The organism is Siccirubricoccus sp. G192 (genome assembly GCF_019084075.1).
In the GTDB taxonomy this organism is placed as follows: Bacteria; Pseudomonadota; Alphaproteobacteria; order Acetobacterales; family Acetobacteraceae; genus G192.
The window spans coordinates 4,112,115-4,133,787 of the sequence record NZ_JAHREN010000001.1 but is presented as its reverse complement, the minus strand read 5'-3'; the positions used below and the strand labels follow the sequence as shown (position 1 = coordinate 4,133,787).

Sequence of the window (21,673 nt, the reverse complement as noted above, 5' to 3'; positions counted from 1 at the left end):
ACTCCCCTGAATTGCCACGGGCGCCGGCTGGTCCGCCGGCGCCCGTGCATCATCCCAGGACTGGTGGCGGGTGGCTACTCCACCGCCTCCGGCTCGCGCTCCGCCTCGCCATCGCCGGGGCCTTCCTCCGGCTTCGGCAGGGCGGGCGGCGCCGCCTCGATATAGTCGAAGGCCAGCGCGCCGTCCTTCATGCCCACCTTGACCGCGCCGCCCTTGGCAAGCTTGCCGAAGAGCAGTTCCTCCGCCAGCGGCTTCTTCACATGCTCCTGGATGACGCGGGCCAGCGGCCGCGCACCATAGAGCGGGTCGAAGCCCTTCTCGGCCAGCCACTCCTTGGCGGCGGAGGAGAGCTCGATCGTCACGTTGCGGTCGGCGAGCTGCGCCTCCAGCTGCATGACGAATTTCTCGACCACGCGGCCCACGATCTCCGGCGTCAGGCCGGAGAAGGGCACGATGCTGTCCAGCCGGTTGCGGAATTCCGGCGTGAACATCCGCTTGATCGCCTCCTCATCCTCGCCGAGGCGGACCTCCCGGCCGAAGCCGATGGCGGCCTTGGCCATGTCGGCGGCGCCGGCATTGGTCGTCATGATGAGGATGACGTTGCGGAAATCCACCGTCTTGCCGTTATGGTCGGTGAGCTTCCCGTGGTCCATCACCTGCAACAGGATGTTGAACAGGTCCTGATGCGCCTTCTCGATCTCATCGAGCAGCAGCACCGCATGCGGGTGCTGGTCGATGGCATCGGTCAGCAGCCCGCCCTGGTCGAAGCCGACATAGCCCGGCGGCGCGCCGATGAGGCGGGAGACGCTGTGCCGCTCCATGTATTCGGACATATCGAAGCGGATCAGCTCGATGCCCAGCGTCTTCGCGAGTTGCTTCGCCACCTCGGTCTTGCCGACGCCGGTCGGGCCGCTGAACAGGTAGTTGCCGATCGGCTTCTCCGCATCGCGCAGACCGGCGCGGGAGAGCTTGATGGCCGCGCCCAGCGCCTCGATCGCCCGGTCCTGGCCGAAGACCATCGCCTTCAGGTCGCGCTCCAGGGTCCGCAGCGTCTCCTTGTCGTCGTTGGAGACGGTCTTGGGGGGGGATGCGGGCGATCTTGGCGACGATCTCCTCGACATCCTTCAGGGTGACGGTCTTCCGCCTTTTGCCCTCGGGCAGCAGCATCCGGCTCGCGCCCACCTCGTCGATCACGTCGATCGCCTTGTCGGGCAGCTTGCGGTCATGGATGTACTTGGCCGAAAGCTCCACCGCGGCCTTGATGGCCTCGGGCGTGTAGCGGACCTTGTGGTGCTTCTCGTAATTGGTCTTGAGGCCCTGGAGGATCTTGACCGTGTCCTCGACCGTCGGCTCGTTCACGTCGATCTTCTGGAAGCGGCGGACCAGGGCGCGGTCCTTCTCGAAGTAGTTCCGGTATTCCTTGTAGGTGGTGCTGCCGATGCAGCGCAGCGTGCCCTGGGCCAGCGCCGGCTTGAGCAGGTTCGAGGCATCCATGGCGCCGCCCGAGGTGGCGCCGGCGCCGATCACCGTATGGATCTCGTCGATGAACAGGATGCTGCCGGGCTGGTTCTCCAGCTCGTTCACCACCGCCTTCAGCCGCTCCTCGAAATCGCCGCGGTAGCGGGTGCCGGCGAGCAGGCTGCCCATGTCGAGCGCGTAGATGATGGACTTGTTCAGCACCTCCGGGACGTCGCCCTCGACGATCCGCTTGGCCAGGCCCTCGGCGATGGCGGTCTTGCCGACGCCGGGATCGCCCACGTAGAGCGGGTTGTTCTTGGTGCGGCGGCAGAGGATCTGGATGGTCCGCTCGATCTCCGGCTCGCGGCCGATCAGCGGGTCGATCTTGCCGGCCAGCGCCTTCTTATTGAGGTTGACGCAGTAATTGGAGAGCGCGTCCTGGCTGCGGCCGCCGCGCGGCTTCTCCTCCTTCTCCGGCTCCTCCGGCGCCGCCGGGCTGCCCTGTACCGGGCGGGTCTGCGCCCGGCCAGGGGCCTTGGCGATGCCGTGGGAGATGAAGTTCACCGCGTCCAGCCGGGTCATGTCCTGCAATTGCAGGAAGTAGACGGCATGGCTCTCGCGCTCCGAGAAGAGGGCAACGAGGACATTGGCGCCCGTCACCTCGTCCCGGCCGCTGCTCTGGACATGGATGGCGGCGCGCTGGACCACGCGCTGGAAGCCCGCGGTGGGCTTCGGGTCGCCGGCGCGTTCCGTCACCAGCCCGGCCAGGTCCTTGTCCAGGAACTCGGTCAGGTCGCGTTTCAGCTTCTCGCCATCGACCCCGCAGGCGCGCAACACCGTGGCGGCGTCGCTGTCGTCGGTCAGGGCCAGCAGCAGGTGTTCGAGCGTTGCATATTCGTGCCGGCGCTCATTGGCGAGGCCGAGGGCACGATGGAGCGTCTGCTCAAGATTTCGTGACAACATGCTAGAGACGCTCCCCGATCAGACCCATCGTTCCCGCAAAGCGCCCGGGCACGAGGGGGGTTTCCCAGACAGGAATCTGGGTGGCTTCATCCCTCCAAACGAGTCCCCCGTTTGGACGGCTGGCAAAACCGTGTTCCGGTCCGGCGTTTCCGGGCCCGGTGCCCTGCCGCGGCATGGCCGGCCTCCTCCGGCCGGATGGTAGCAGGATCATTCCTTCTCAATCGTGCATTGGAGAGGGTGCTGATTCTGCCGCGCCAAGTCCATGACCTGCGTCACCTTGGTCTCGGCGACCTCATAGGTATAAACCCCGCAGACCCCGACGCCGCGCCGATGCACGTGCAGCATGATGCGGGTCGCTTCCTCCCGGTTCTTCTGGAAGAAGCGTTCCAGGACATGCACGACGAATTCCATCGGCGTGTAGTCGTCGTTCAGCATCAGCACCTTGTACATGGCGGGCTTCTTGGTGCGCGGCCGCGCCTTCACCACCACGCCGGTATTCGGTGTGGTGTCGCCTGGCACATTGCCCCCGTTCGGCCGCTTGTCTTGATCGCTCATGAGGTTCCTGGTCGGCAGGCCTTTGCCCGCCTGCGGGCATCCTGGGGCGGCGGGCACATGCCCGCCTGGCAGGGAGGATATCGGACGGCATGGCATAAGGTGAAGTGCCACGCGCGAGCGTGAAGCGGATATGGGAAGGAAACCATGAAACGGAAAGAGCCCGGCCCGGCGATCCCCCCCCCGCGATTGCGGAAAAGGACAGCCGGCGCCGGGCCCCTGTAGCGCAGATCGCGGACGGACGTGAACGTCCGGAAGCGTGAATCTGCCCTGCAAACAAGCAGCTACGGCGGATTGCGTTCAAGGATGAACGCAATCCGCCGTGGTCTCAGCCAACCCTCAGACCCCGGGGCCGGATGGCCCCCGGGTCCCGGGATGGTGTCAGGCCGCGATCGGGCGGGCCATCTTCTCGACGGCCAGCGTCACGCGGGCCGAGATCGGCGCGAAGGACTGCTCGGCAACCTTCAGCGCGGTCTCCTGGAGCTTCGCGCTCTCGGAGAGGGTGCGCTGCAGGGTGGCGCGGGTCAGGTTGGCCTGGATCTCGGTGGCTTCCTTCAGGCTGCGGACGGTGCTGAGGGCCTTGGCGCCTTCGATCGCCTGGTCGGCCAGGCCCTGGACCAGCGCCATGGTCAGGCGGCTGAGGTCCTGCACGCCGGCCACATAGGCCTGGGTCGCCTTGGCCACCGCCTCGGCATTGCCGCGGCCGAATTCCGCCGCCTGCTCGGCCGCCTTCATGAAGCCCTCGGCCGCCTTGTTCGCCTGTTCCATGCTCGTCTCCATCGCAGCACGCGCCTGCACGGCGCTCTCGTCCACCAGCTTGCGGGTCTGGGCCGCGCCGTTCTGCGCCGCCTCATTGACCAGCTTCTTCACTTCGGCAGTCTTCGTCTCAGGGATCGTCGCCATGGTCCTGCTCCTTGTTACCGGGGTCTGGTCCAGCGGCCCCGCCAGAGGCGTCGGCCGTTTCAGTCCTGGGCGCAGCCCGGCCACGGAACCGGCTTTGCTGCGCTGCAACATGGCGCCTTGTAGCGACCTGCGAGGGGGCGATGCAAGCCTTATTTTGCACTGCAACATGAGGGGGAAATCACCAAAACGTGAGGTGAGCAACCGTTCCGCAATCGGCTCCGGCGACGTGAAGCGAGGGCCGCCGGCCAAAGCCTTGCAAAATGTGGAGTTCCCATTCAGTTCTAGGTGACAAGCAACGGCCCCACGCATTAGTGTTGCGTCGATTCGCAGGGACGCCGGGGGGGGCGCACCGCGCATCAGGGGGCAGCATGTTCGGGACCTGCGCTGCGTTGCGCCTGGGGGTCGTGCTGACCCTTTCCACCCTTTTCGGTTTAGCAACCGCCGCGCCTGCAATGGCGCAGATCGGCAGCGACCGCTATGCCGCGATCGTCACGGATGCCCGGACCGGCGCCGTGCTCATCGCCGCCAATCCGGATGAGCGCCGCTATCCGGCCTCGCTCACCAAGATGATGACCCTCTACATGGCCTTCGAGGCATTGCGGGATGGCCGGACCAGCCTGTCCAGCCCGGTCCGCGTCTCCTCCGAGGCCGCCTCGATGCCGCCCTCGCGCCTCGGCCTGGTGCCGGGCATGAGCCTCACGGTCGAGGAAGCCATCCTGGCGCTGGTCACCAAATCCGCCAATGACGCCGCCGCCGCGCTCGGCGAGCATCTAGGCGGCGGCAGCGAGGACCGCTTCGCCCAGATGATGACGCTGCGGGCCCGGGCGCTCGGCATGAGCCGCACCACCTTCCGCAACGCCTCCGGCCTGCCGGACCTCGACCAGATGAGCACGGCGCGGGACATGGCCCTGCTCGGCCGCCGGCTGATGCAGGACTTCCCGGACCGCTACGCCTATTTCTCGACCCCGCATTTCGTCTTCCGCGGCCGCACCCACTGGAACCACAACCGGCTGCTGCAGGAATACGAGGGCACCGACGGCATCAAGACCGGCTATGTGAATGACAGCGGCTTCAACCTGGTGGCCAGCGCGCAGCGCGACGGCGTGCGACTGGTGGCCAGCGTCTTCGGCGGCCGCACCGGGCGCGAGCGCGACCGGCACATGATGGCGCTGCTCGACCAGGGCTTCGCCGGCATGGGGGTCGCGCCGCGCAGCGAGATGGTGGCCCGCCGCAGCCTGCCTGGCGTGGTGGCCGGCGCCCATGCCGCGAGTGCCCGCGTCAGGTCGGCGGCCCGCGCTTCGGCGCAGGCGGGTGCCCGGCCCCAGGCCCGTGCCGTCGCCGCCGGCCGGTCCGTGCAGCGTGCCGCGCCACCTGCCGCCGCCCGGACCACGACACGCCCCGGCCTGCTGCGGATGACCGCGACCAGGCCCGCCCGCCCGCCGGCCGCGCGGATCGAGCAGGGCGACACCTCCAGCCGGAGCCTGGCCCGTCCGGCCCAGACCCTCCGCCGGCCGGTGAAACCCACTGCCGGGCGAGTGGCGGCCGCGGCGCCGGCCGCCAAGCCACGGCAGGCCAGCCGCCGTCGCTGAGGAATTCCGGCCTGGCACAACCAGGCCCGCAGGCCTCAGGCCATGGCGCCGCGCGCGGCCACCGGCCAGAGGCATTCCACCCGGCCCCGGCGGACCCCGACATACCAGTCGTAGCGGTCCACCGTCGGGTCGCAATGGCCGGGCACCAGCCGCAGCCGCTCGCCCAGCACCGGCGCGGCGCCGCCCTCCACCAGGATCTTCCCGTGCTCGTCCGAGGCGCCGGCAAAGCGTAGCCCCGGCCGTTCCCAGACCAGCGGCAGGCCGGAATCCACCGCCACCGCCTTGTGCCCGGCATCCACCACGGCGACACCGGGGATCGAGCGGCTCATCACGGTGGCCAGCACGAACAGGGCGTGGCGGAAGGGCGGCGGGCTCTCGTTCCGGGCGTAGTCGGCATCCATGAAGGCGTAGGAGCCGGCCTGGATTTCGGTGAAGACGCCGCTGCCGGCCTCCAGCGGGAAGGTGCCGGTGCCGGCGCCGCCGACGATCGGGCAGTCGAGGCCGCGCTGGCGCAATTGCTCCACCGTGCGGCGCGTCGCCTCGGCCGCGCCGCCGATGGCCGCTGCCCGCTCCGCCGGGCTCCGCTTGTGCTGGGCGCTGCCGTGATAGGCCTGGAGCCCGCCGAAGATCAGGTGGCGGCTGCCGGCGATCCGCTCGGCCAGGGCGACGGCCGGCGGCCCGGGCTCCACGCCGCAGCGGGCGGCGCCGATATCGATCTCGACCAGCACCGGCAGGCGGATGCCGGCCGCCTCGGCCGCCGCCTCGTAGGCCGCGACCTGTTCGGCGCCATCGGCGCAGACCGCGACCCGGCTGATGCGCGCCAGCGCCGCCAGCCTGGCCAGCTTGCGGGGCCCCACCACCTCGTTGCTCACCAGGATGTCGGGGATGCCGCCCCAGGCCAGGATCTCGGCTTCCGCCACCTTCTGCACGCATTGGCCGATGGCGCCGCGCTCCATTTGCAGGCGGGCGATGACCGGGGATTTATGGGTCTTGGCATGGGCGCGCAGCTTCGCGCCGGTGGGCGCCAGCAGCGCCGCCATCGCATCCAGATTGGCCTCGAAGGCATCGAGGTCGAGCAGCAGGGCGGGGGTATCCACCTCCTCCTCGCGCATGCCGGGTTCGGCGGGCGGCGGTTGCAGCATGGCGTGTCGTTCCCCTCTGGCGATCCGCGCGCAGGCTAGTCCAACGTCGTCCTGGCTGGAAACGCTCGCGTTTCCAGCCAGGACGACGAAGTTGGCCGATCCAGAAAAGCCAGACCACAGTCTGAAAGACTGTGGTCTAGGCCCCGGCGGCGGCGGCCGCCACCTCCGCCAGCAGCCGCGCCTCCTGGCCCTCGTAGCGCGGCGAGAAATGGAAGGGCTCGATCCGGCGAGCCCCGGCGGCGCGGGCGATCTCGCCGGCCGCCCGGGTGGTCAGGTGCTGCCGGTCGGTGGCGAGGGCGGCATCGTCGGCGGCGAAGGGCGCCTCGATGAACAGGATATCGGCACCCTGCGCCAGGCGAATCGCGGCGGCGCGGTTGGCCGGCGTATCGGCCATGTCGGTGACATAGGCCAGGTGCTGCCCGGGCGTGATGTCGATCAGCTCACGCAAGGGGCCGAGCGGCAGGCTGGCGGCGCCATCCGCCTCGGCCGGTCGGGCGAAGACCGGCACCGGATGGCTGTCCGGCCGCCCCTCCGCCACGGCCTGCTTCAGCCCGGCGAGCCAGGGGCCGACGGGCAGTCCGCGCGCCTCCAGCCGGGTCCGCCAGACATTGAGGTGCATTGCCTCCTCCACCGCGAAGCCGAGGCAGGGGGTGCCATGGTCCAGCACCGCGGCGCGCAGCCGGAGCGGGCCGAGCCGCAGCACGGTGCCATCCGCCGCGGCCGGGAGCGGGGGCAGGGGCTCCGGCATGAAGCCGCCATGCAGCCGCAGCCGGGTGCGAGGCCAGGATTCGGCGGCCGTCACCTCCGTGACCTCGAAGGCCAGGTCGGCGGGAATCCGGTCGGCCAGGTTCCAGGTATAGGAGTGCAGCCGGTGGAACAGCCGCGCCGCAAAGCCTGCCGGCCCCACCACCGGCAGCCGCTTCGCCCGGCCGATCTGCAGCCGCAGCAGCCGGTCGAAGCCAGCCCAATGGTCCATATGCGCATGGCTGACGAGCAGCGCGCCGACCCGCAGCAGATGCCGGGGCGACAGGGTGGAGAGGTCGCCGCAATCGATCAGCACGGCATCCGGCAGGTGCAGCGCCTCCAGATACAGGCCGGGGTCGCCGTCACGGCCATTCAGCAGCCGCGGATGCAGGGTGGGGCGCATGCCGGTGGGAGTGCCATGCCGGCGCGGCGCGGTCGAGGCGGCCTGGCGGTGGCCCACGCCTGATGGTGGGGCGGCTAGATCGGGCTTCCCCCTGGTGCCACCGCGCAGGCGGCGGTCGGCATGCGGCCGGCGCCTGCGTCCGGCCAAGTGCCGGGCAGGGGCCCCGGCCGCCATGCGGGGCAGGGCCGGCAGCGCCAGGGCCGGAGCCTCGCCACGCCCTTCCACGGCCGCCAGGCCAGGCGCCCCGAGCCTTGCCCCCGCCGCCGCGCGCCGCAGCACCAGGGTGCGGTCGTGATAGGCATCGAGGCCGGGGCGATGGCCGATCGAGACCAGGGCGCTGCCGGCCAGTTCCTCCCGGAACAGCCGCATCATCAGCTCCTGGTTCGCCTCGTCGAGCGCCGCCGTCGCCTCGTCCATGAAGACCCAGCGCGGCCGATGCAGCAGCAGCCGGGCGAAGGCCAGGCGCTGCTGCTCGCCGAGCGACAGGATGCGGTCCCAGCGCGCCGCCTCGTCCAGCCGGCCGGCGAGCGGCGCCAGGCCGCAGCGGGTCAGTGCCGCCCGGACCGCCGCATCCGGGAAATGCCCGGGCGGGGCGGGATAGGCCACCGCCTCCCGCAGCGCGCCGAGCGGCAGGTAGGGACGCTGCGGCATGAACATCATCCCCTCCCGCGCCGGCACCCGGATGCACCCGGCACCCCAGGTCCAGGCGCCGGCGATGGCGCGGAACAGGGTGGATTTGCCGGTGCCGCTCTCGCCCTGGATCAGCACGCGCTCGCCGGGCCGGATCTCGGCATCGGCGCCGGCTATCAGCAGCGCGCCGCCGGGGGTGGCGAGGCTGAGGCCGCTGAGCGAGAGCACCTCGCGCCCATCCGGCAGTGGACCTTCCTCGATGCGGATGGCCTCGCCCTGGCCGACCGCCGCGGCGGCGGCGAGGCTGTCCTCCAATTCCACGCTGCGCTCGACATGGCTCGCCCAGTCGGCGAGGCGGGGATAATTCGCCATGAACCAGTTCAGCGCCCGCGTCACCTCGTAGAAGGCCTGGCCCACCTGCATCAGGACGCCGAGCGTGATGGCGCCGGCGAAATAGCGCGGCGCGGCGACCAGGATCGGGAAGATATGGGTGACCATGCCATAGGCGGCGGCGAGCCCCATCAGCCGCCGCTCGCCACGATACAGGTCCCGCATCACCGCCAGGACGCGGCCGAAGGAATGGCGCAGGCCGCGCTCCTCATCCGCCTCGCCGCGGATCAGCGCGACCCCTTCGGCATTCTCGCGCAGCCGGACCAGGGCGAAGCGATGGTCGCCCTCGGCCTCGTTGCGGCGGGTATTGATGCCGACCAGTGGCCGGCCGATCAGCCAGGTCAGGCCGGTGCCGATGGCGGCATAGAGCAGCGCGGCGAAGACCATGTAGCCCGGGATCTCGAATTCATGGCCGCCCAGCGAAACCGGCAGCGGCCCCGACAAGGTCCAGAGGATGCCGGCGAAGGAGGCCAGCAGCAGCACCGAATGCAGCAACCCGACCGCCATATCCACCGCCATGGCGGTGGCCCAGCGGGTATTCTCGCTGATCCGCTGGTCCGGGTTGTCGGCGGCGCCTTCCAGGAATTGCAGGCGGTAATGGCAATTGCCCGTCAGCAGCCGCCCCTGCATCCGGTGCACCAGCCAGCGCCGCCAGCGCAATTGCAGCACCTGCCGGACCTGCAACTGGAACACCGCCGCGGCGATGCCGGCGAGGGCCAGCACGGCGAAAAGCCCCATCTGGCCGAGGAAGACCTCGCGGTCGCGCTGCTCCAGCGCGTCGAAGAAATCGCGGTTCCAGAGATTGAGCCGCACCTGGATCGCGATCTGCAGCACGGTGAGCAGCACGACGCCAAGGGTGAGGCCCCAGGCGGAACGCCACTCCTCGGAGCCGTAGTAATCGCGCACCAAGCGCCAGAGGCGGCGCCCGGCGCCTTCGGGCCGGGGGACGGGCTTCGCGTCGAGACCCAATCCTGCCATGGCGCCCTCCGGATCAATAAAGCGTGATCCGGAGATGGTATATCGCACTCAATAGGCGATCAACCTGAAGTTGTCGCCCAGCGACAGACCTTCCATTCGCGCCACTGATGGCGGCCCGCCATTTAAATCAGGATTTGAGCAGCCCCGCCGCTTCGAGCGCCCGCCGGATCACCCTGCCGGGATCGAAGCCCTGCGCTGCGGGAGCCTCCGGCTGCCTGGCAGCGGCGGGGCGCTCCGCCCTTGCCCCAAGCCGCGCCTCGCCATCGCGGCCGATCGCGATGATCCCCGCCGGTACCATGCTGCGCGCCGACATGGCCGCTGCCGCCGGGGCACCGCCGAGGCCGAAGAAGGCGGCGATCCGGTGGGTGGAGGAGATCCCGGCATCCAGGATGAAGGGCCCCGCCATGCCACCGCGCTGCTCGCCCTCGCCGGGATGAATGGGGACGCCATGCGCCATGCCGGCGATGCTGTGGCTCTCCAGCAGGATCGTGCCTGCCGCATCGCGCCAGACCCGGTGGCGATGGCCGCCGGCCGTGGGCTCCGGCACCGGGGCGCCGGAATGGCCGTGCAGGTCGGTCCATTGCCGCAGGATCTGCTCGGCATTCACCGGCCGCACCGTGCTGTCCGCCTCGCCCTGCCAGACCGAGACGCGCGGCCAGGGACCGCGATGCGGCGAGGCGGCGCGGACCAGATCGCCCCAGCCCCGCGCCGGCCGCGGCCGGCCACTGGCCATCGCCTCGAAGGCTTCCTGCATGTTGGAGGCCGCGCCGTGCGGCAGGCCGGCGATGATGGCGCCGGCGGCGAAGACCTCCGGATAGGTGGCCAGCATCACCGAGGTCATGGCGCCCCCCGGCCGAAAGCCCGGTGACGAAGACCCGGCGCGGGTCCAGCCGGTGCGCCGCCAGCATATGCGCCACCATTTGCCGGATCGAGGCGGCCTCGCCGGCATCGCGCGCGGTGTCGCCCGGCTCGAACCAGTTGAAGCAGCGGTTGGGGTTGTTGGCCTGGCGCTGTTCCGGCAGCAGCAGGGCGAAGCCGAGTTGCCGGGCCAGGTCCGACCAGCCGCAGCCGCGGTCATAGCCGGCGGCGTTCTGGGTGCAGCCATGCAGCGCGACCACCAGGGGCGCCCCCTCGGGCAGGCCCTCCGGCACGAAGCTCAGCATGCGGAGCGCCCCAGGATTGGGACCGAAATCCTGGACTTCCGTGAGATGTGGCGCGGCCGTCCGGGTGGCAGCGGCCTGGAAACTGCGCTGGCGGACGAGATCGGCGAGGTTGATGCGGGGTCGGTGCAAGGCTTTTGGTCCTTCCTGGGCCGGCGAGACTGGTCGGGGCGGAACCCGGACCAGGGTTCCGCGACGGCCATGAAAACCGGAGCGCGATCGGCGGCTCACGGTTCCTGTGCGGTGCAACATAAATATGCTGCGGCGCAACATGGTATCAGCCTGCACGACTTACAAAGGGAAGCGGTTCCATTGGCTGCGGAACCGGCGCTAAAAGGCTATCGGGATTGGAGGGCCTGATGCCATGGACAAGGAAGAACTCACGGCCTGGGCGCTGGCGAATGGCTGGCAGATCATCGCCGGCTGTCCGAGCTTGACGAAGCCCTCCTCGCCCAGGGAGGCCATCGTGCGGATGGTCTTCAAGGCGACGGTGGTGAATGTCGAGGTGAAGAAGCCCGCCGGGAAATGGGAGAAGATCTCGGGCGAGAGCTACGGCAACGTCGCGCCGGACCCGGATACCGGCCTGCCGCGCGGCCTTGGACTGGTCAGCATCCCCGGCTTCACCATGCTGATGCAGGAGAACCGGGACCGCATGGTCTTCGCCCGCATGGGTGGCACGACGCGCCGGTAGCGGCGCGCCCGGGGCTTACAGCGGCGTGCCGAATTGATGGTTCGGCACGCCGCTGTAGCCTGTTGTTTGGTGAGCGGATTCACGCCTCCGGGCGGTTCCGCCCTGCGGCGATCCGCTCTAGCCCTTGCCGGCGATGATGCCGCCCGCCAGCGTTTCCGGGTTGCGTTCCCACCAGCGGCCGGCATCGACCCAGGTGATGAAATCCAGCACCGCCCGGTTGAACGCCTCCGGCTCCTCCAGATTCATGGCATGGCCGCAGCGCGGCAGCACCAGCAGGGCGCTGGTGGCGATGCAGCGCTTGAGGAAGAGTCCGGGCTCCAGGGTTGGGTCGTCCTCATCGCCGCAGATCACCAGGGTGGGCAGCTTCATCGCGCGGAACCCGGCTTCGAGATCGAAGAGGCTCGGCCGTGCCCGCTGCACGCCTTGCATGGTCAGGGCCGAGCCCTCGGTGGAATGGCCGCAAAGCTGCGCCTGGAATTCGGCATAGCCGCGCGGGTCCTTTTCCTCGAAGACCAGGCGGGTCGGTCCACGGCTATAGACCTTGCCGAATCCGCCATGCCCTCGGCCCGGATGCGGCCTATGGCGGTGTCGGTTTCAGCGCGGAACTGCTCGCGCTTGCCAGGCGCCGCGCCATAGCCGACGCCCGCCGCAGTGAGGCTGCGGGCCAGGTGCGGATGCCGCAGGCCGAGATGCAGCGCCGCGAAGCCGCCCATGGACAGCCCCACCACATGCGCGGCGCCCAGCCCCAGCCCCTCGATGACGGTGGCGATATCGTCCGTGGCGCGGTCCTGCGAATAGGCGGCGGGCTCGGAGGGCACGCCGCTCGGCGGATAGCCGCGGGCATTGAAGGCGATGCAGCGGTAGCGGCGGGCGAAGAAGCGGAGTTGCGGCTCCCAGCTTCGGCTATCGCCGGCGAATTCATGGACGAAGACCAAGGGCGTGCCCTGGCCTGCCTCCTCATAGTGCAACTCCACGCCATCCTCGGTGCGGATGCTCGGCATGCGACGCCCTCCCATACCACGCGGGCAGGCTACCGGCGGCATTGCCGCACCGGAAGCCCGCCCTTGCGGTGGGTGCATGGCTGTGCCGAGGCAGGGGGGCTTCAAAGGGGACCTGAAAGGTCCTATTTGAGTGCGGAGAGAGGGACAGGCTCGTGTTCAGGCTTTCCAAACTGACCGATTACGCGGTGGTGGTGCTGGGCCGGCTGGCGCGCGAAGGCGCGGTGCCGGGCGGGCAGGTGCAGACTGCGCCCGGCTTGGCCCTGGCCACCGGCATCGCCGAACCGACGGTTGCCAAGGTGCTGAAGATCCTCGGACAGGCCGGGTTGGTGGAGGGGGTGCGCGGTGCCCGGGGCGGCTATCGCCTGACCCGCCCGCTCGCTGCCCTGCCGCTGTCTGAGGTGATCTTCGCCTTCGATGGGCCGATCGCGCTGACCGCCTGCGTCGATGGCGTCGCCGGCCTCTGCGAGGCGGAGGGCGTCTGCCAGGTCCGCGGCCGCTGGGACCCGGTGAATGACGCCATCCGCAATGCGCTTTCCGGCATCACCGTCGCCGATATCGCCGCCCCGCATCCGGTGCGCCAGCCCGTTGCCGCCGCCCCGGTCCTTGCTCAACTCGTCGCCGAGTAGGAATTCCCATGCCCGCCGTTACCGAGACGATCGACACTGTCCAGTCCGTCACCGAGGGTGCCTACAAGTGGGGCTTCCAGACGGATATCGAGATGGATTTCGCCCCCAAGGGGCTGAACGAGGACATCGTCCGCTTCATCTCGAAGAAGAAGAACGAGCCGGAATGGCTGCTGGAATGGCGGCTGAAAGCCTTCGCCCTTTGGAAAAAGATGGAGGAGCCGCGCTGGGCCGCGGTCTCCTATCCGCCGATCGACTACCAGGACGCCTATTACTACGCGGCGCCCAAGGAAGGGCCGAAAAGCCTGGACGAGGTCGATCCCGAATTGCTGCGCACCTATGAGAAGCTCGGCATCCCGCTGAAGGAGCAGGCCTGGCTCGCCGGCGTCTCGCCGCAGCAGGAAGGCGGCGAGGGGCGCTCCATGCCCATCGCGGTGGATGCGGTCTTCGACAGCGTCTCGGTCGCCACCACCTTCAAGGAACGGCTGGCCAAGGACGGCATCATCTTCTGCCCGATCAGCGAGGCGGTGCAGGATCATCCCGATCTGGTGCGGCAGTATCTCGGCAGCGTGGTGCCGCAGGGCGACAATTTCTACGCGGCGCTGAACAGCGCGGTCTTCACCGATGGCAGCTTCGTCTACATCCCGAAAGGGGTGCGCTGCCCGATGGAGCTCTCCACCTATTTCCGCATCAATGCGAAGAGCACCGGTCAGTTCGAGCGCACACTCATCATCGCCGATGCCGGCAGCCATGTGAGCTACCTCGAAGGCTGCACCGCGCCGATGCGCGACGAGAACCAGTTGCATGCCGCGGTGGTGGAACTGGTGGCGCTGGATGACGCCACCATCAAATACAGCACGGTGCAAAACTGGTATCCCGGCGACGCCGAGGGCCGCGGCGGAATCTACAACTTCGTCACCAAGCGGGCGCAGTGCCGCGGCGCGCGGTCCAAGGTGAGCTGGACGCAGGTGGAGACGGGCTCGGCCATCACCTGGAAATACCCGTCCTGCATTCTGCTGGGCGATGACAGCGTGGGCGAGTTCTACTCGGTCGCCATCACCAACAACCGCCAGCAGGCCGATACCGGCACCAAGATGATCCATCTCGGCAAGCGGACGACCTCCACCATCGTCTCCAAGGGCATCTCGGCCGGGCGCGGGCAGAACACCTATCGCGGCCTGGTGCGCATCGCGCCCGCGGCCTCGGCGGCCCGCAACTTCACGCAATGCGATTCGCTGCTGATCGGCGACCAGTGCGGTGCACATACCGTGCCCTATATCGAGAACCGCTGCATCAGCGCGAAGGTGGAGCATGAGGCCACCACCAGCCGCATCGCCGAGGACCAGTTGTTCTACTGCCGCTCGCGCGGCCTCACGCAGGAGGATGCGGTCGGGCTCATCGTCAATGGCTTCTGTCGCGAGGTGCTGAAGGAATTGCCGATGGAGTTCGCGGTGGAAGCGCAGAAGCTGCTGCAGATCAGCCTTGAAGGCTCGGTGGGCTAGGGAAGACGATGACGATGCTGAAGATCGAGGGACTCACCGCCGAGGTTGATGGCAAGCCGATCCTGCAGGGGATCGACCTTGAGATCCCGCTGGGCGAGTTGCATGCCATCATGGGGCCGAATGGTTCCGGCAAATCCACGCTCTCCTACGTATTGGCGGGCCGCGAGGGCTATGAGGTGACGGGCGGTTCCGCCACCTTCGCCGGCCAGGACCTGCTGGCGATGGAGCCGGAGCAGCGCGCCGCCGCCGGCCTCTTCCTTGCCTTCCAGTATCCGGTGGAACTGCCTGGCGTCGGCAACGCGAATTTCCTCCGCACGGCGCTGAACGCGCTCCGCCGCAGCCGGGGCGAGAGCGACCTCGATGCCATGCAATTCCTGAAACTGGCGCGCGAGCGGATGCGGGCGCTGCACATGCCCGAGGACATGCTGAAGCGCGGCGTGAATGTCGGCTTCTCCGGCGGCGAGAAGAAGCGGAACGAGGTGCTGCAGATGGCGCTGCTCGGTCCCCGCATGGCCATCCTGGACGAGACCGATAGCGGCCTCGACATCGATGCGCTGCGGATCGTGGCGGATGGCGTGAACGCGCTCCGCGGGCCGGAATTCTCGGCCCTGGTCATCACCCATTACCAGCGGCTGCTGGATTATATCGTGCCGGATCGGGTGCATGTGCTGATCGGCGGCCGCATCGTGAAGAGCGGCGGCCCGGAATTGGCGCAGGAACTGGAAGCCTCCGGCTATGCATCGGTGCAGGCGGCAGCATGAACGCCATGGTGCAAAGCGGCGCGGAAGGCTTCCTTCATCGCTTCGAGGGGCTGCGGGCGCGCCTGCCTGGCGCCCGGCTGCCCTGGCTGGCCGCGCTGCGCGAGGGTGCAGCGGAGGCTTTCCGCGTGCAGGGCTTTCCGACGCGGCGGCAGGAGGCCTGGAAATACACCGACCTCCGCCCGGTCGCCGAGGCCGGCTTCGACGAGCCGCTGACCATGCTGGACGAAGGCCTGGCGCTGCCGCCGGGGCATGGGACGGCGCGGGCGGTCTTCGTGGATGGGCGCTTCCGCGCCGAGCTTTCGACGCTGGAGGGGATCGGCTTCGCCGTCTCCGGCCTGGCGGCGGCATTGCCCGGGCTGGAAGGGCGGCTGGGTGCGCTGGCGCATCCGCAGGGACAGCCGCTGGCGGCGCTCAACACCATGCTGTTCGAGGACGGGTTGGTGGTCACGGTGCCGGCGGGCATCGCTGGCGGCATGCTGGATCTCGTCTCGGTCGCGACCGAGACCGAGCGCCCCGCCGCCTTCCATCCGCGCCACCTGATCCGGCTGGAGGCGGGCGCCAGCCTCACCATCATCGAGACCGCGACCGGCCCCGAGGGCGCGCGCTACCTGCATAACCCGGTCTTCGAGATCGAGGTGGCGGAGGGCGCCACGCTGGTGCATGCAAGGCTGCAGCAGGAAGCGCCGCGCGCCTTCCAGCTTGCCACGGTCTATGCCAGCGTCGCCGCCGGCGGCACCTACGACAATTTCACGCTGAATGCCGGCGGCCGGCTGGTGCGGAACGAGATCCACACCACGCTGACCGGCCCCAAGGCCGCCTGCCATATGAATGGAGCGCAGTTGCTCGGCGCCGGCCAGCATGCCGATACCACCACCTTCCTGGACCATGCGGCGCCGGATTGCGCGAGCCGGCAGACCTACAAGACGGTGCTCGCCGGCAAGTCGCGCGGCGTGTTCCAGGGCAAGATCCTGGTGCGGCAGGTCGCGCAGCGCACCGATGGCTACCAGATGAACCAGGCGCTGCTGCTGAGCCCGGAGGCTGAGATCGACAGCAAGCCACAGCTCGAAATCTATGCCGACGACGTGAAATGCAGCCATGGCGCCACGGTCGGCGAGCTTGATGCGGAGCAGCTCTTCTACCTCCGCACCCGCGGCATCCCGGAAGCCCGGGCGCGGTCCATGCTGGTGGAAGCCTTCCTGACCGAGGCGGTGGAGGGCGTGAACGATGCCGGCGCGCGCTCTGCCCTGCAAGCCGCCGTCACCGGGTGGTGGGAAAAGCAGGCGGAGGCCGCTGCGTGATGGACGGGCCGATCCTCTCCGCCGGTTTCGACGTGGCGCGCATCCGCCAGGATTTCCCGATCCTGTCGCAGACGGTGCGCGGCAAGCCGCTGGTCTTCCTGGACAGCGGCGCGTCTGCGCAGAAGCCGCGGCAGATGATCGAGGCCATGGTGCGCTGCATGGAGACGGCCTATGCCAATGTCCATCGCGGCGCCTACCACCTTTCCGAACAGGCGACAGAAGCCTATGAGGCGGCGCGGGCCGCCGTGGCGCGCTTCCTGAACGCCGCCGATCCGCGCGAGATCATCTTCACCGGCAGCAGCACCATGGCGATCAACCTGGTCGCCCACAGCTATGGCCGCGGCGTGCTGCGGCCCGGCCAGGCGGTGGTGGTCAGCGAGATGGAGCACCACGCCAATCTCGTGCCCTGGCAGATGCTCCGCGATGACACGGGAATAGAACTGCGCTTCTGCCGCGTGACCGATGCTGGCGAGCTGGACCTGGAAGACCTCGCCGCCAAGCTGGCGGATGGCAAGGTGGGGCTCGTCGCCGTCACGCATATGTCGAATGTGCTCGGCACCGTGACGCCGGCCCAGCGCATCACCGCCATGGCGCATGCGGCGGGGGCCAAGGTGCTGCTCGATGGCAGCCAGGCGGCGGTGCACCGGCAGGTGGATGTGCAGGCGATCGGCGCCGATTTCTACGCCTTCACCGGGCACAAGCTCTACGGTCCCACGGGGATCGGCGTGCTCTGGGCGCGGCTGGAGCATCAGGAGCGCATGCCACCCTTCATGGGCGGCGGCGACATGATCTCCCTGGTGACGCAGGAGCGCAGCGAATGGGCGCCGCCTCCGGCGAAATTCGAGGCCGGCACGCCGCCGATCATCGAGGCGGTGGGCCTGCATGCCGCCATCGACTACGTCACCGCCATCGGCATGCCGGCGCTGGAGGCGCATGAGCGGCAGTTGGTGGACCACGCCATGCGGCGCCTCTCCGATATCGAGGGACTGACCCTGCTCGGCCGCGCGCAGGATCGTGGCGGGGTCTTCGCCTTCGCGCTCGACAACGCGCATCCGCATGACCTCTCCACCCTGCTCGACCGCGCCGGCATCGCGGTGCGCGCCGGCCGCCACTGCGCGGAGCCGCTGCATGCGCGGTTCGGGCTGGAGGCCGGCACCTGCCGTGCCAGCTTCGGCCTCTACACCACCGAGCAGGAGGTGGATTACCTGGCGGATGCGCTGACCAAGGCCCGGGAGTTCTTCACCTGATGTTCGACGATCTCCGCGACCTCTATCAGGAAGTCATCCTCGACCATGGCCGCAAGCCGCGGAATTTCCGCCGGCTGGAGAATGCGGATCGCAGCGCGCGCGGCGACAACCCGATGTGCGGCGACCGGATGGGATTGTTCCTGAAGCTGACGCCGGATGGGCATATCGCCGACGCCGCCTTCCAGGGCCGCGGTTGCGCCATCTCCATGGCCAGCGCCTCCCTGATGACGGAGACGGTGAAGGGCAAGACCGCGGCGGAGGCGGAGGAACTTGGCACGCGATTCCGCGGCCTGGCAATGACCGGCACCTGTCCGGATTGCGGCACCGGCCTGGCTGATGAGATGGAGCGGCTGCAACCGCTCTCGGGTGTGCATGAATATCCAAGCCGGGTGAAGTGCGCGACGCTCGCCTGGCATACGCTGAATGCAGCGCTCGAGGGCACCCCCGGGGAAGAGAGGATGGCGAGCAGTGAGTGAGGACAGCGTGACCACGACGGCCGCCCCCGCCACGCATGGCGCCTGGACGCCGGAGGGCGAGACGCCGCCGCCACAGCAGCGGGTGGATGAGGATGCGGTCATCTCCGTCATCAAGACGGTCTTCGATCCGGAGATTCCGGTTGATATCTACGAACTCGGCCTGATCTACGCGATTGAGATCGCTGATGATGGCAAGGTGAAGGTGGAGATGACGCTCACCACCCCCTCCTGCCCTTCGGCACAGGAATTGCCGAGCCAGGTCGAGGAATCGGTGCGGCTGGTGCCTGGTGTCACCGATGTGGAAGTGGAGGTGGTCTGGGATCCGCCATGGGACCAGAGCCGCATGAGCGAGGACGCCCGCCTTGCTCTCAACATGTACTGACCAGAAGGGTGAACCTGCGATGAGCAGCACGACGACCCAGGCCGAAGCGAAGCCCGCCCGTCCGCGCCGCGCCCTGCCGCCGCTGATGCAGTTGACCGATGCGGCGGCCGAACGCCTGCGCGGCCTTTATGAGAAGGGCGAGCAGGGCAAGCTGCTGCGGATCGGCGTGAAGACCAAGGGCTGTTCCGGCCTGTCCTACGACCTCAGCTGGGTGGCGGAGGCGGCACCGACGGATGAGCGCGTCACCGACAAGGATGTGACCCTGCTGGTGGATCGCAAGGCCAGCCTGTTCCTGATCGGCACGGTGATGGACTACGAGGTGAAGGCGATGTCCGCCGGCTTCAGCTTCACCAACCCCAACGAGAAGGGCCGCTGCGGCTGCGGCGAGAGCTTCCACGTCTGAAGCCCCCGCCGGCCGCGGCTGTCACAAGGCGCTGGACCAGTCGGCCGGAACGAAGCGATAGCCATTGCCTTCCTTCGCCATGTAACCATTGGCGGGGAAGGGGAAGTGGTAGCCGGTGACCCGGATGCGGTCGGTGGCGACGCGGTCGTAGATCCGCCGGCGGGAGGCTTCCGCCATCGCCGGGTCGAAATCGAAGACGATGTGGAAATCGGGCCGCCGGGCCAGCAGTTCCGGCCGGTTCGTGGCATCGGCCACGAACATCGCCTGCGCATCGCCGTCGGCGATCAGGTAGCAGGTATGGCCTGGCGTATGGCCATGGGCGGCCACGGCGCGGATGCCGGGGGCAACCTCCGCCCCATCGGCGATCTGCCGGATGCTGCCCTGGTAGGGCGCGAAGCGTCGGGCGGTATTGGCGAAGGTGGCGCGCTGGCCTTCCGGGCTGCGGCTCTCGTTGCCGGTATCGGTCCACCAGCGCCACTCGACCTCCGGCACCACTACTTCCGCATTCGGGAAGGCGCGCTTGCCTTCGGCGTCGATCAACCCGCCGATGTGGTCGCCGTGGAAATGGCTCATCACCACCAGGTTGACGCGTGCCGGGTCGATGCCGGCGCTGCGCATGTTCCCGATCATGCGGCCATTGGTGGCGCCCGCTGGCGTCACGCCGTTGCCGGTGTCGAAGATCACGAGCTGGCGGCCGGTGTCGACGAAGGTGACCGTGAAGGGGATGCGGATGGTGTCGGTCGGCAGGAAACTCTCGGCCAGGACCTTCTGCACCTCCTCCAGCGGCGCATTGCGCACGAAGCCAGCGACAGGACGCGCGGCAAAGCCGTCATGCACCGTGGTGACGGTGAAGCTGCCGACCTTGAAGCGGTAGAAGCCCGGCGCCTGCGATGCGGCAGCCGGCGCCGCTGCCTGGGCGAAGGCGAAGCGCGGCGACAGGGCGAGCGCCCCCGCGGCGGCGGCCAGGCCGGCCAGGCCGGCGCGGCGGCTGAATGCCTGATGCATGACGGGTTCCCTCCCGGAATTCGCCGAGCCTGGAACAGGTTGCGTTGCCGATCCAGTCAAGATCGGTCGAGCGGCTGGCACACCTCAGCGGGCGAAGGCGACTACCGCTTCCAGATGCGGCGACCAGAGGAACTGGTCCACCGGCGTTGCCGCCACCACCCGGTAGCCGGCCTGCTGCAGGGGCCGTGCATCGCGCGCCAGCGCCGCCGGGTTGCAGGACACATAGACGATGCGCGGCACCGCGGCAGGGGCCAGCAGCGCCATCTGCTCCGCCGCGCCGGCGAAGGGCGGGTCCAGCACCACGGCGGCGAAGGGCTTCAACTCGGGGGCGGCCAGGGGCTGCCGCGCCAGGTCGCGCCGCACTGCCTGGATGCGCGCGCCCGCTTTGCCCGCGGCGGCTGCCAGCGCCGCCACCGCCTCCGCCGCGCCCTCATAGGCGGTGACGCGGCCGCGGCCGGCAAGGGCGAAGCTCAGCGTGCCAAGCCCGGCATAGAGTTCCGCGATGGCGGCGCGGGGCGGCAGTCGCTCCGGCAGCCCGGCCAGGACGGCGTCGATGATGGCGGCCTCGCCGGCAGGGCTGGCCTGCAGGAAGGCGCCGGGAGGCGGGCTCACCACCGCCTCACCGAAGCGAAGCTGGGCGGGGCCGATCTGCGCCGCGGTTTCCGGGGGGGCCGTTGCCGCGTGCCCAGGCGATGCGCGGCAGGCCCTGTGCGGTGGCGAAGGCGGCCAGGGCGGTGCGGCCCACGGCATCCAGCATGCCATCCGTCCGCAGCAGCAGGTCCGGCCCACTATCGAGCAGGTTCAGCACCGCGGAACCCTCGCGCTTCAGCGCGCCGAGGCCGCGCAGCACGCCGCGCAGCGGCGCGAACAGCGCCACCAGGCGCGGGTCCAATACGGTGCAGGCGGCAAGATCGACCACGGAACCGCTGCCGCGCGCATGGAAGCCGAGCGTGATGCCACCCGGGCCCCGCCGCAGGGCCAGGTCGGCGCGGCGGCGCGTGCCCGGCGGGGTGCGGGCGAGGGGAGCGACCGGGGCATCGGGGAAGCCGGCGCGGGAGAGCGCCTCGGCCAGCCTGCCCCGCTTCCATTCGGCATAGGGCGCATCGGCCCAATGCTGCAGGGTGCAGCCGCCACAGGCCGCGAAATGCGGGCAGGGGGGAGACACCCGGTCCGGGCTGGGGCCGAGCAGCGCCTCGATCTCGGCCAGCATGGAATCGCCCCGGCGGCCGGCCGGGCGGGCGTGCAGCCTGTCACCGGGCAGGGCAAGCGGCAGGAAGCAGGTGCCGCCATCCGGCAGCCGAGCGATGCCATCGCCGGCGCCGCCCATGGCCTCCACGGTCAAGTCGAGCGATTCAGCCGCCATCATGCCTGG

20 protein-coding genes and 2 pseudogenes are annotated in these 21,673 nt (G+C 69.3%); 10 read left to right on the top strand and 12 right to left on the bottom strand.

Features of this window, described 5'->3' with window-relative positions:
• Positions 1–74: 74 nt before the first annotated feature.
• The 3 genes and pseudogenes from clpA to KSF81_RS19960 all read right to left on the bottom strand — a co-directional run bounded on the left by clpA (position 75) and on the right by KSF81_RS19960 (position 3,876).
• Positions 75–2,421, bottom strand: a pseudogene (clpA, locus tag KSF81_RS19970) (ATP-dependent Clp protease ATP-binding subunit ClpA).
• 207 nt (positions 2,422–2,628) lie between these two features.
• The gene (clpS, locus tag KSF81_RS19965) at positions 2,629–2,976 is read right to left on the bottom strand and encodes an ATP-dependent Clp protease adapter ClpS (RefSeq protein WP_217380454.1); all 348 of its coding nucleotides are present in this window, start codon (positions 2,974–2,976) and stop codon (positions 2,629–2,631) included.
• Between the two features lie 378 nt (positions 2,977–3,354).
• Positions 3,355–3,876, bottom strand: coding sequence for a phasin family protein (locus KSF81_RS19960; RefSeq protein ID WP_217380453.1), 522 nt, complete (start codon positions 3,874–3,876; stop codon positions 3,355–3,357).
• Between the two features lie 368 nt (positions 3,877–4,244).
• Here KSF81_RS19960 and KSF81_RS19955 point away from each other — a divergent pair, with 368 nt between their 5' ends.
• Positions 4,245–5,465: a D-alanyl-D-alanine carboxypeptidase family protein gene (locus KSF81_RS19955; protein ID WP_217380452.1), complete on the top strand. Its 1,221-nt coding sequence runs from the start codon at positions 4,245–4,247 to the stop codon at positions 5,463–5,465.
• A gap of 35 nt (positions 5,466–5,500) precedes the next feature.
• Here KSF81_RS19955 and KSF81_RS19950 read toward each other — a convergent pair whose 3' ends face one another.
• From KSF81_RS19950 to KSF81_RS32325, 4 genes and pseudogenes are all read right to left on the bottom strand, one after another.
• Positions 5,501–6,607: a DSD1 family PLP-dependent enzyme gene (locus tag KSF81_RS19950; RefSeq protein ID WP_217380451.1), complete on the bottom strand. Its 1,107-nt coding sequence runs from the start codon at positions 6,605–6,607 to the stop codon at positions 5,501–5,503.
• A gap of 136 nt (positions 6,608–6,743) precedes the next feature.
• Positions 6,744–9,752 carry an SbmA/BacA-like family transporter gene (locus KSF81_RS19945; protein WP_217380450.1) on the bottom strand — a complete coding sequence of 1,003 codons (3,009 nt, stop codon included), beginning with the start codon at positions 9,750–9,752 and terminating at the stop codon, positions 6,744–6,746.
• Positions 9,753–9,879: 127 nt separating this feature from the next.
• Positions 9,880–10,593: a PHB depolymerase family esterase gene (locus KSF81_RS30090; RefSeq protein ID WP_254453636.1), complete on the bottom strand. Its 714-nt coding sequence runs from the start codon at positions 10,591–10,593 to the stop codon at positions 9,880–9,882.
• Between the two features lie 61 nt (positions 10,594–10,654).
• Positions 10,655–10,915, bottom strand: a pseudogene (locus tag KSF81_RS32325) (PHB depolymerase family esterase); the annotation flags it as partial.
• 361 nt (positions 10,916–11,276) lie between these two features.
• Here KSF81_RS32325 and KSF81_RS19935 point away from each other — a divergent pair.
• Positions 11,277–11,603 carry a hypothetical protein gene (locus KSF81_RS19935; RefSeq protein WP_217380449.1) on the top strand — a complete coding sequence of 109 codons (327 nt, stop codon included), beginning with the start codon at positions 11,277–11,279 and terminating at the stop codon, positions 11,601–11,603.
• Between the two features lie 117 nt (positions 11,604–11,720).
• On the opposite strand, the gene KSF81_RS30080 is transcribed toward KSF81_RS19935, so the two are convergent.
• Together KSF81_RS30080 and KSF81_RS30075 are read right to left on the bottom strand one after the other, a co-directional pair.
• A complete protein-coding gene (locus tag KSF81_RS30080; protein WP_254453634.1) occupies positions 11,721–12,032 on the bottom strand; it encodes an alpha/beta fold hydrolase in 312 nt (103 codons plus the stop codon).
• A gap of 2 nt (positions 12,033–12,034) precedes the next feature.
• Positions 12,035–12,604, bottom strand: coding sequence for an alpha/beta fold hydrolase (locus KSF81_RS30075; RefSeq protein WP_254453633.1), 570 nt, complete (start codon positions 12,602–12,604; stop codon positions 12,035–12,037).
• Between the two features lie 152 nt (positions 12,605–12,756).
• Here KSF81_RS30075 and KSF81_RS19925 point away from each other — a divergent pair, with 152 nt between their 5' ends.
• From KSF81_RS19925 to KSF81_RS19890, 8 genes are read left to right on the top strand one after another with little or no spacing between them, the layout of a single operon-like run.
• Complete coding sequence (locus KSF81_RS19925; protein ID WP_217380448.1) at positions 12,757–13,230, top strand: SUF system Fe-S cluster assembly regulator; 474 nt, start codon at positions 12,757–12,759, stop codon at positions 13,228–13,230.
• Between the two features lie 8 nt (positions 13,231–13,238).
• Positions 13,239–14,729 (top strand): Fe-S cluster assembly protein SufB, encoded by a 1,491-nt coding sequence (sufB, locus tag KSF81_RS19920; RefSeq protein ID WP_217380447.1) that lies wholly within the window; start codon positions 13,239–13,241, stop codon positions 14,727–14,729.
• A 14-nt stretch (positions 14,730–14,743) separates the two neighbouring features.
• A complete protein-coding gene (gene sufC, locus KSF81_RS19915) occupies positions 14,744–15,490 on the top strand; it encodes a Fe-S cluster assembly ATPase SufC (protein ID WP_217381779.1) in 747 nt (248 codons plus the stop codon).
• Positions 15,487–16,788, top strand: coding sequence for a Fe-S cluster assembly protein SufD (gene sufD, locus KSF81_RS19910; RefSeq protein WP_217380446.1), 1,302 nt, complete (start codon positions 15,487–15,489; stop codon positions 16,786–16,788). The genes sufC and sufD overlap by 4 nt, the downstream gene beginning before the upstream one ends.
• Positions 16,788–18,035, top strand: coding sequence for an aminotransferase class V-fold PLP-dependent enzyme (locus tag KSF81_RS19905; RefSeq protein ID WP_217380445.1), 1,248 nt, complete (start codon positions 16,788–16,790; stop codon positions 18,033–18,035). The genes sufD and KSF81_RS19905 overlap by 1 nt, the downstream gene beginning before the upstream one ends.
• Positions 18,035–18,511 carry a Fe-S cluster assembly sulfur transfer protein SufU gene (sufU, locus tag KSF81_RS19900; RefSeq protein WP_217380444.1) on the top strand — a complete coding sequence of 159 codons (477 nt, stop codon included), beginning with the start codon at positions 18,035–18,037 and terminating at the stop codon, positions 18,509–18,511. The genes KSF81_RS19905 and sufU overlap by 1 nt, the downstream gene beginning before the upstream one ends.
• Entirely contained in the window at positions 18,459–18,893 is a 435-nt protein-coding gene (locus KSF81_RS19895; protein ID WP_217380443.1) for an SUF system Fe-S cluster assembly protein, read from the top strand. The genes sufU and KSF81_RS19895 overlap by 53 nt, the downstream gene beginning before the upstream one ends.
• Before the next feature lie 19 nt (positions 18,894–18,912).
• Positions 18,913–19,296, top strand: coding sequence for an iron-sulfur cluster assembly accessory protein (locus KSF81_RS19890; RefSeq protein ID WP_217380442.1), 384 nt, complete (start codon positions 18,913–18,915; stop codon positions 19,294–19,296).
• Positions 19,297–19,317: 21 nt separating this feature from the next.
• On the opposite strand, the gene KSF81_RS19885 is transcribed toward KSF81_RS19890, so the two are convergent.
• The 3 genes from KSF81_RS19885 to KSF81_RS31595 all read right to left on the bottom strand — a co-directional run bounded on the left by KSF81_RS19885 (position 19,318) and on the right by KSF81_RS31595 (position 21,667).
• Positions 19,318–20,301, bottom strand: a complete 984-nt coding sequence (locus KSF81_RS19885; protein ID WP_217380441.1) for an MBL fold metallo-hydrolase — start codon at positions 20,299–20,301, stop codon at positions 19,318–19,320.
• An 84-nt stretch (positions 20,302–20,385) separates the two neighbouring features.
• A complete protein-coding gene (locus KSF81_RS31600; protein WP_309139626.1) occupies positions 20,386–20,913 on the bottom strand; it encodes an RsmD family RNA methyltransferase in 528 nt (175 codons plus the stop codon).
• Positions 20,914–20,920: 7 nt separating this feature from the next.
• Positions 20,921–21,667 carry a hypothetical protein gene (locus KSF81_RS31595; RefSeq protein ID WP_309139625.1) on the bottom strand — a complete coding sequence of 249 codons (747 nt, stop codon included), beginning with the start codon at positions 21,665–21,667 and terminating at the stop codon, positions 20,921–20,923.
• Positions 21,668–21,673 lie beyond the last annotated feature (6 nt).

What these genes read in the sequence shown, in the direction of transcription:
- clpS (WP_217380454.1), bottom strand. Translation starts at nt 2,976, where the DNA reads ATGAGCGATCAAGACAAGCGGCCGAACGGGGGCAATGTGCCAGGCGAC.
- KSF81_RS19960 (WP_217380453.1), bottom strand. Translation starts at nt 3,876, where the DNA reads ATGGCGACGATCCCTGAGACGAAGACTGCCGAAGTGAAGAAGCTGGTC.
- KSF81_RS19955 (WP_217380452.1), top strand. Translation starts at nt 4,245, where the DNA reads ATGTTCGGGACCTGCGCTGCGTTGCGCCTGGGGGTCGTGCTGACCCTT.
- KSF81_RS19950 (WP_217380451.1), bottom strand. Translation starts at nt 6,607, where the DNA reads ATGCTGCAACCGCCGCCCGCCGAACCCGGCATGCGCGAGGAGGAGGTG.
- KSF81_RS19945 (WP_217380450.1), bottom strand. Translation starts at nt 9,752, where the DNA reads ATGGCAGGATTGGGTCTCGACGCGAAGCCCGTCCCCCGGCCCGAAGGC.
- KSF81_RS30090 (WP_254453636.1), bottom strand. Translation starts at nt 10,593, where the DNA reads ATGACCTCGGTGATGCTGGCCACCTATCCGGAGGTCTTCGCCGCCGGC.
- KSF81_RS19935 (WP_217380449.1), top strand. Translation starts at nt 11,277, where the DNA reads ATGGACAAGGAAGAACTCACGGCCTGGGCGCTGGCGAATGGCTGGCAG.
- KSF81_RS30080 (WP_254453634.1), bottom strand. Translation starts at nt 12,032, where the DNA reads ATGCAAGGCGTGCAGCGGGCACGGCCGAGCCTCTTCGATCTCGAAGCC.
- KSF81_RS30075 (WP_254453633.1), bottom strand. Translation starts at nt 12,604, where the DNA reads ATGCCGAGCATCCGCACCGAGGATGGCGTGGAGTTGCACTATGAGGAG.
- sufB (WP_217380447.1), top strand. Translation starts at nt 13,239, where the DNA reads ATGCCCGCCGTTACCGAGACGATCGACACTGTCCAGTCCGTCACCGAG.
- sufC (WP_217381779.1), top strand. Translation starts at nt 14,744, where the DNA reads ATGCTGAAGATCGAGGGACTCACCGCCGAGGTTGATGGCAAGCCGATC.
- sufD (WP_217380446.1), top strand. Translation starts at nt 15,487, where the DNA reads ATGAACGCCATGGTGCAAAGCGGCGCGGAAGGCTTCCTTCATCGCTTC.
- KSF81_RS19905 (WP_217380445.1), top strand. Translation starts at nt 16,788, where the DNA reads ATGGACGGGCCGATCCTCTCCGCCGGTTTCGACGTGGCGCGCATCCGC.
- sufU (WP_217380444.1), top strand. Translation starts at nt 18,035, where the DNA reads ATGTTCGACGATCTCCGCGACCTCTATCAGGAAGTCATCCTCGACCAT.
- KSF81_RS19895 (WP_217380443.1), top strand. Translation starts at nt 18,459, where the DNA reads ATGCAGCGCTCGAGGGCACCCCCGGGGAAGAGAGGATGGCGAGCAGTG.
- KSF81_RS19890 (WP_217380442.1), top strand. Translation starts at nt 18,913, where the DNA reads ATGAGCAGCACGACGACCCAGGCCGAAGCGAAGCCCGCCCGTCCGCGC.
- KSF81_RS19885 (WP_217380441.1), bottom strand. Translation starts at nt 20,301, where the DNA reads ATGCATCAGGCATTCAGCCGCCGCGCCGGCCTGGCCGGCCTGGCCGCC.
- KSF81_RS31595 (WP_309139625.1), bottom strand. Translation starts at nt 21,667, where the DNA reads ATGATGGCGGCTGAATCGCTCGACTTGACCGTGGAGGCCATGGGCGGC.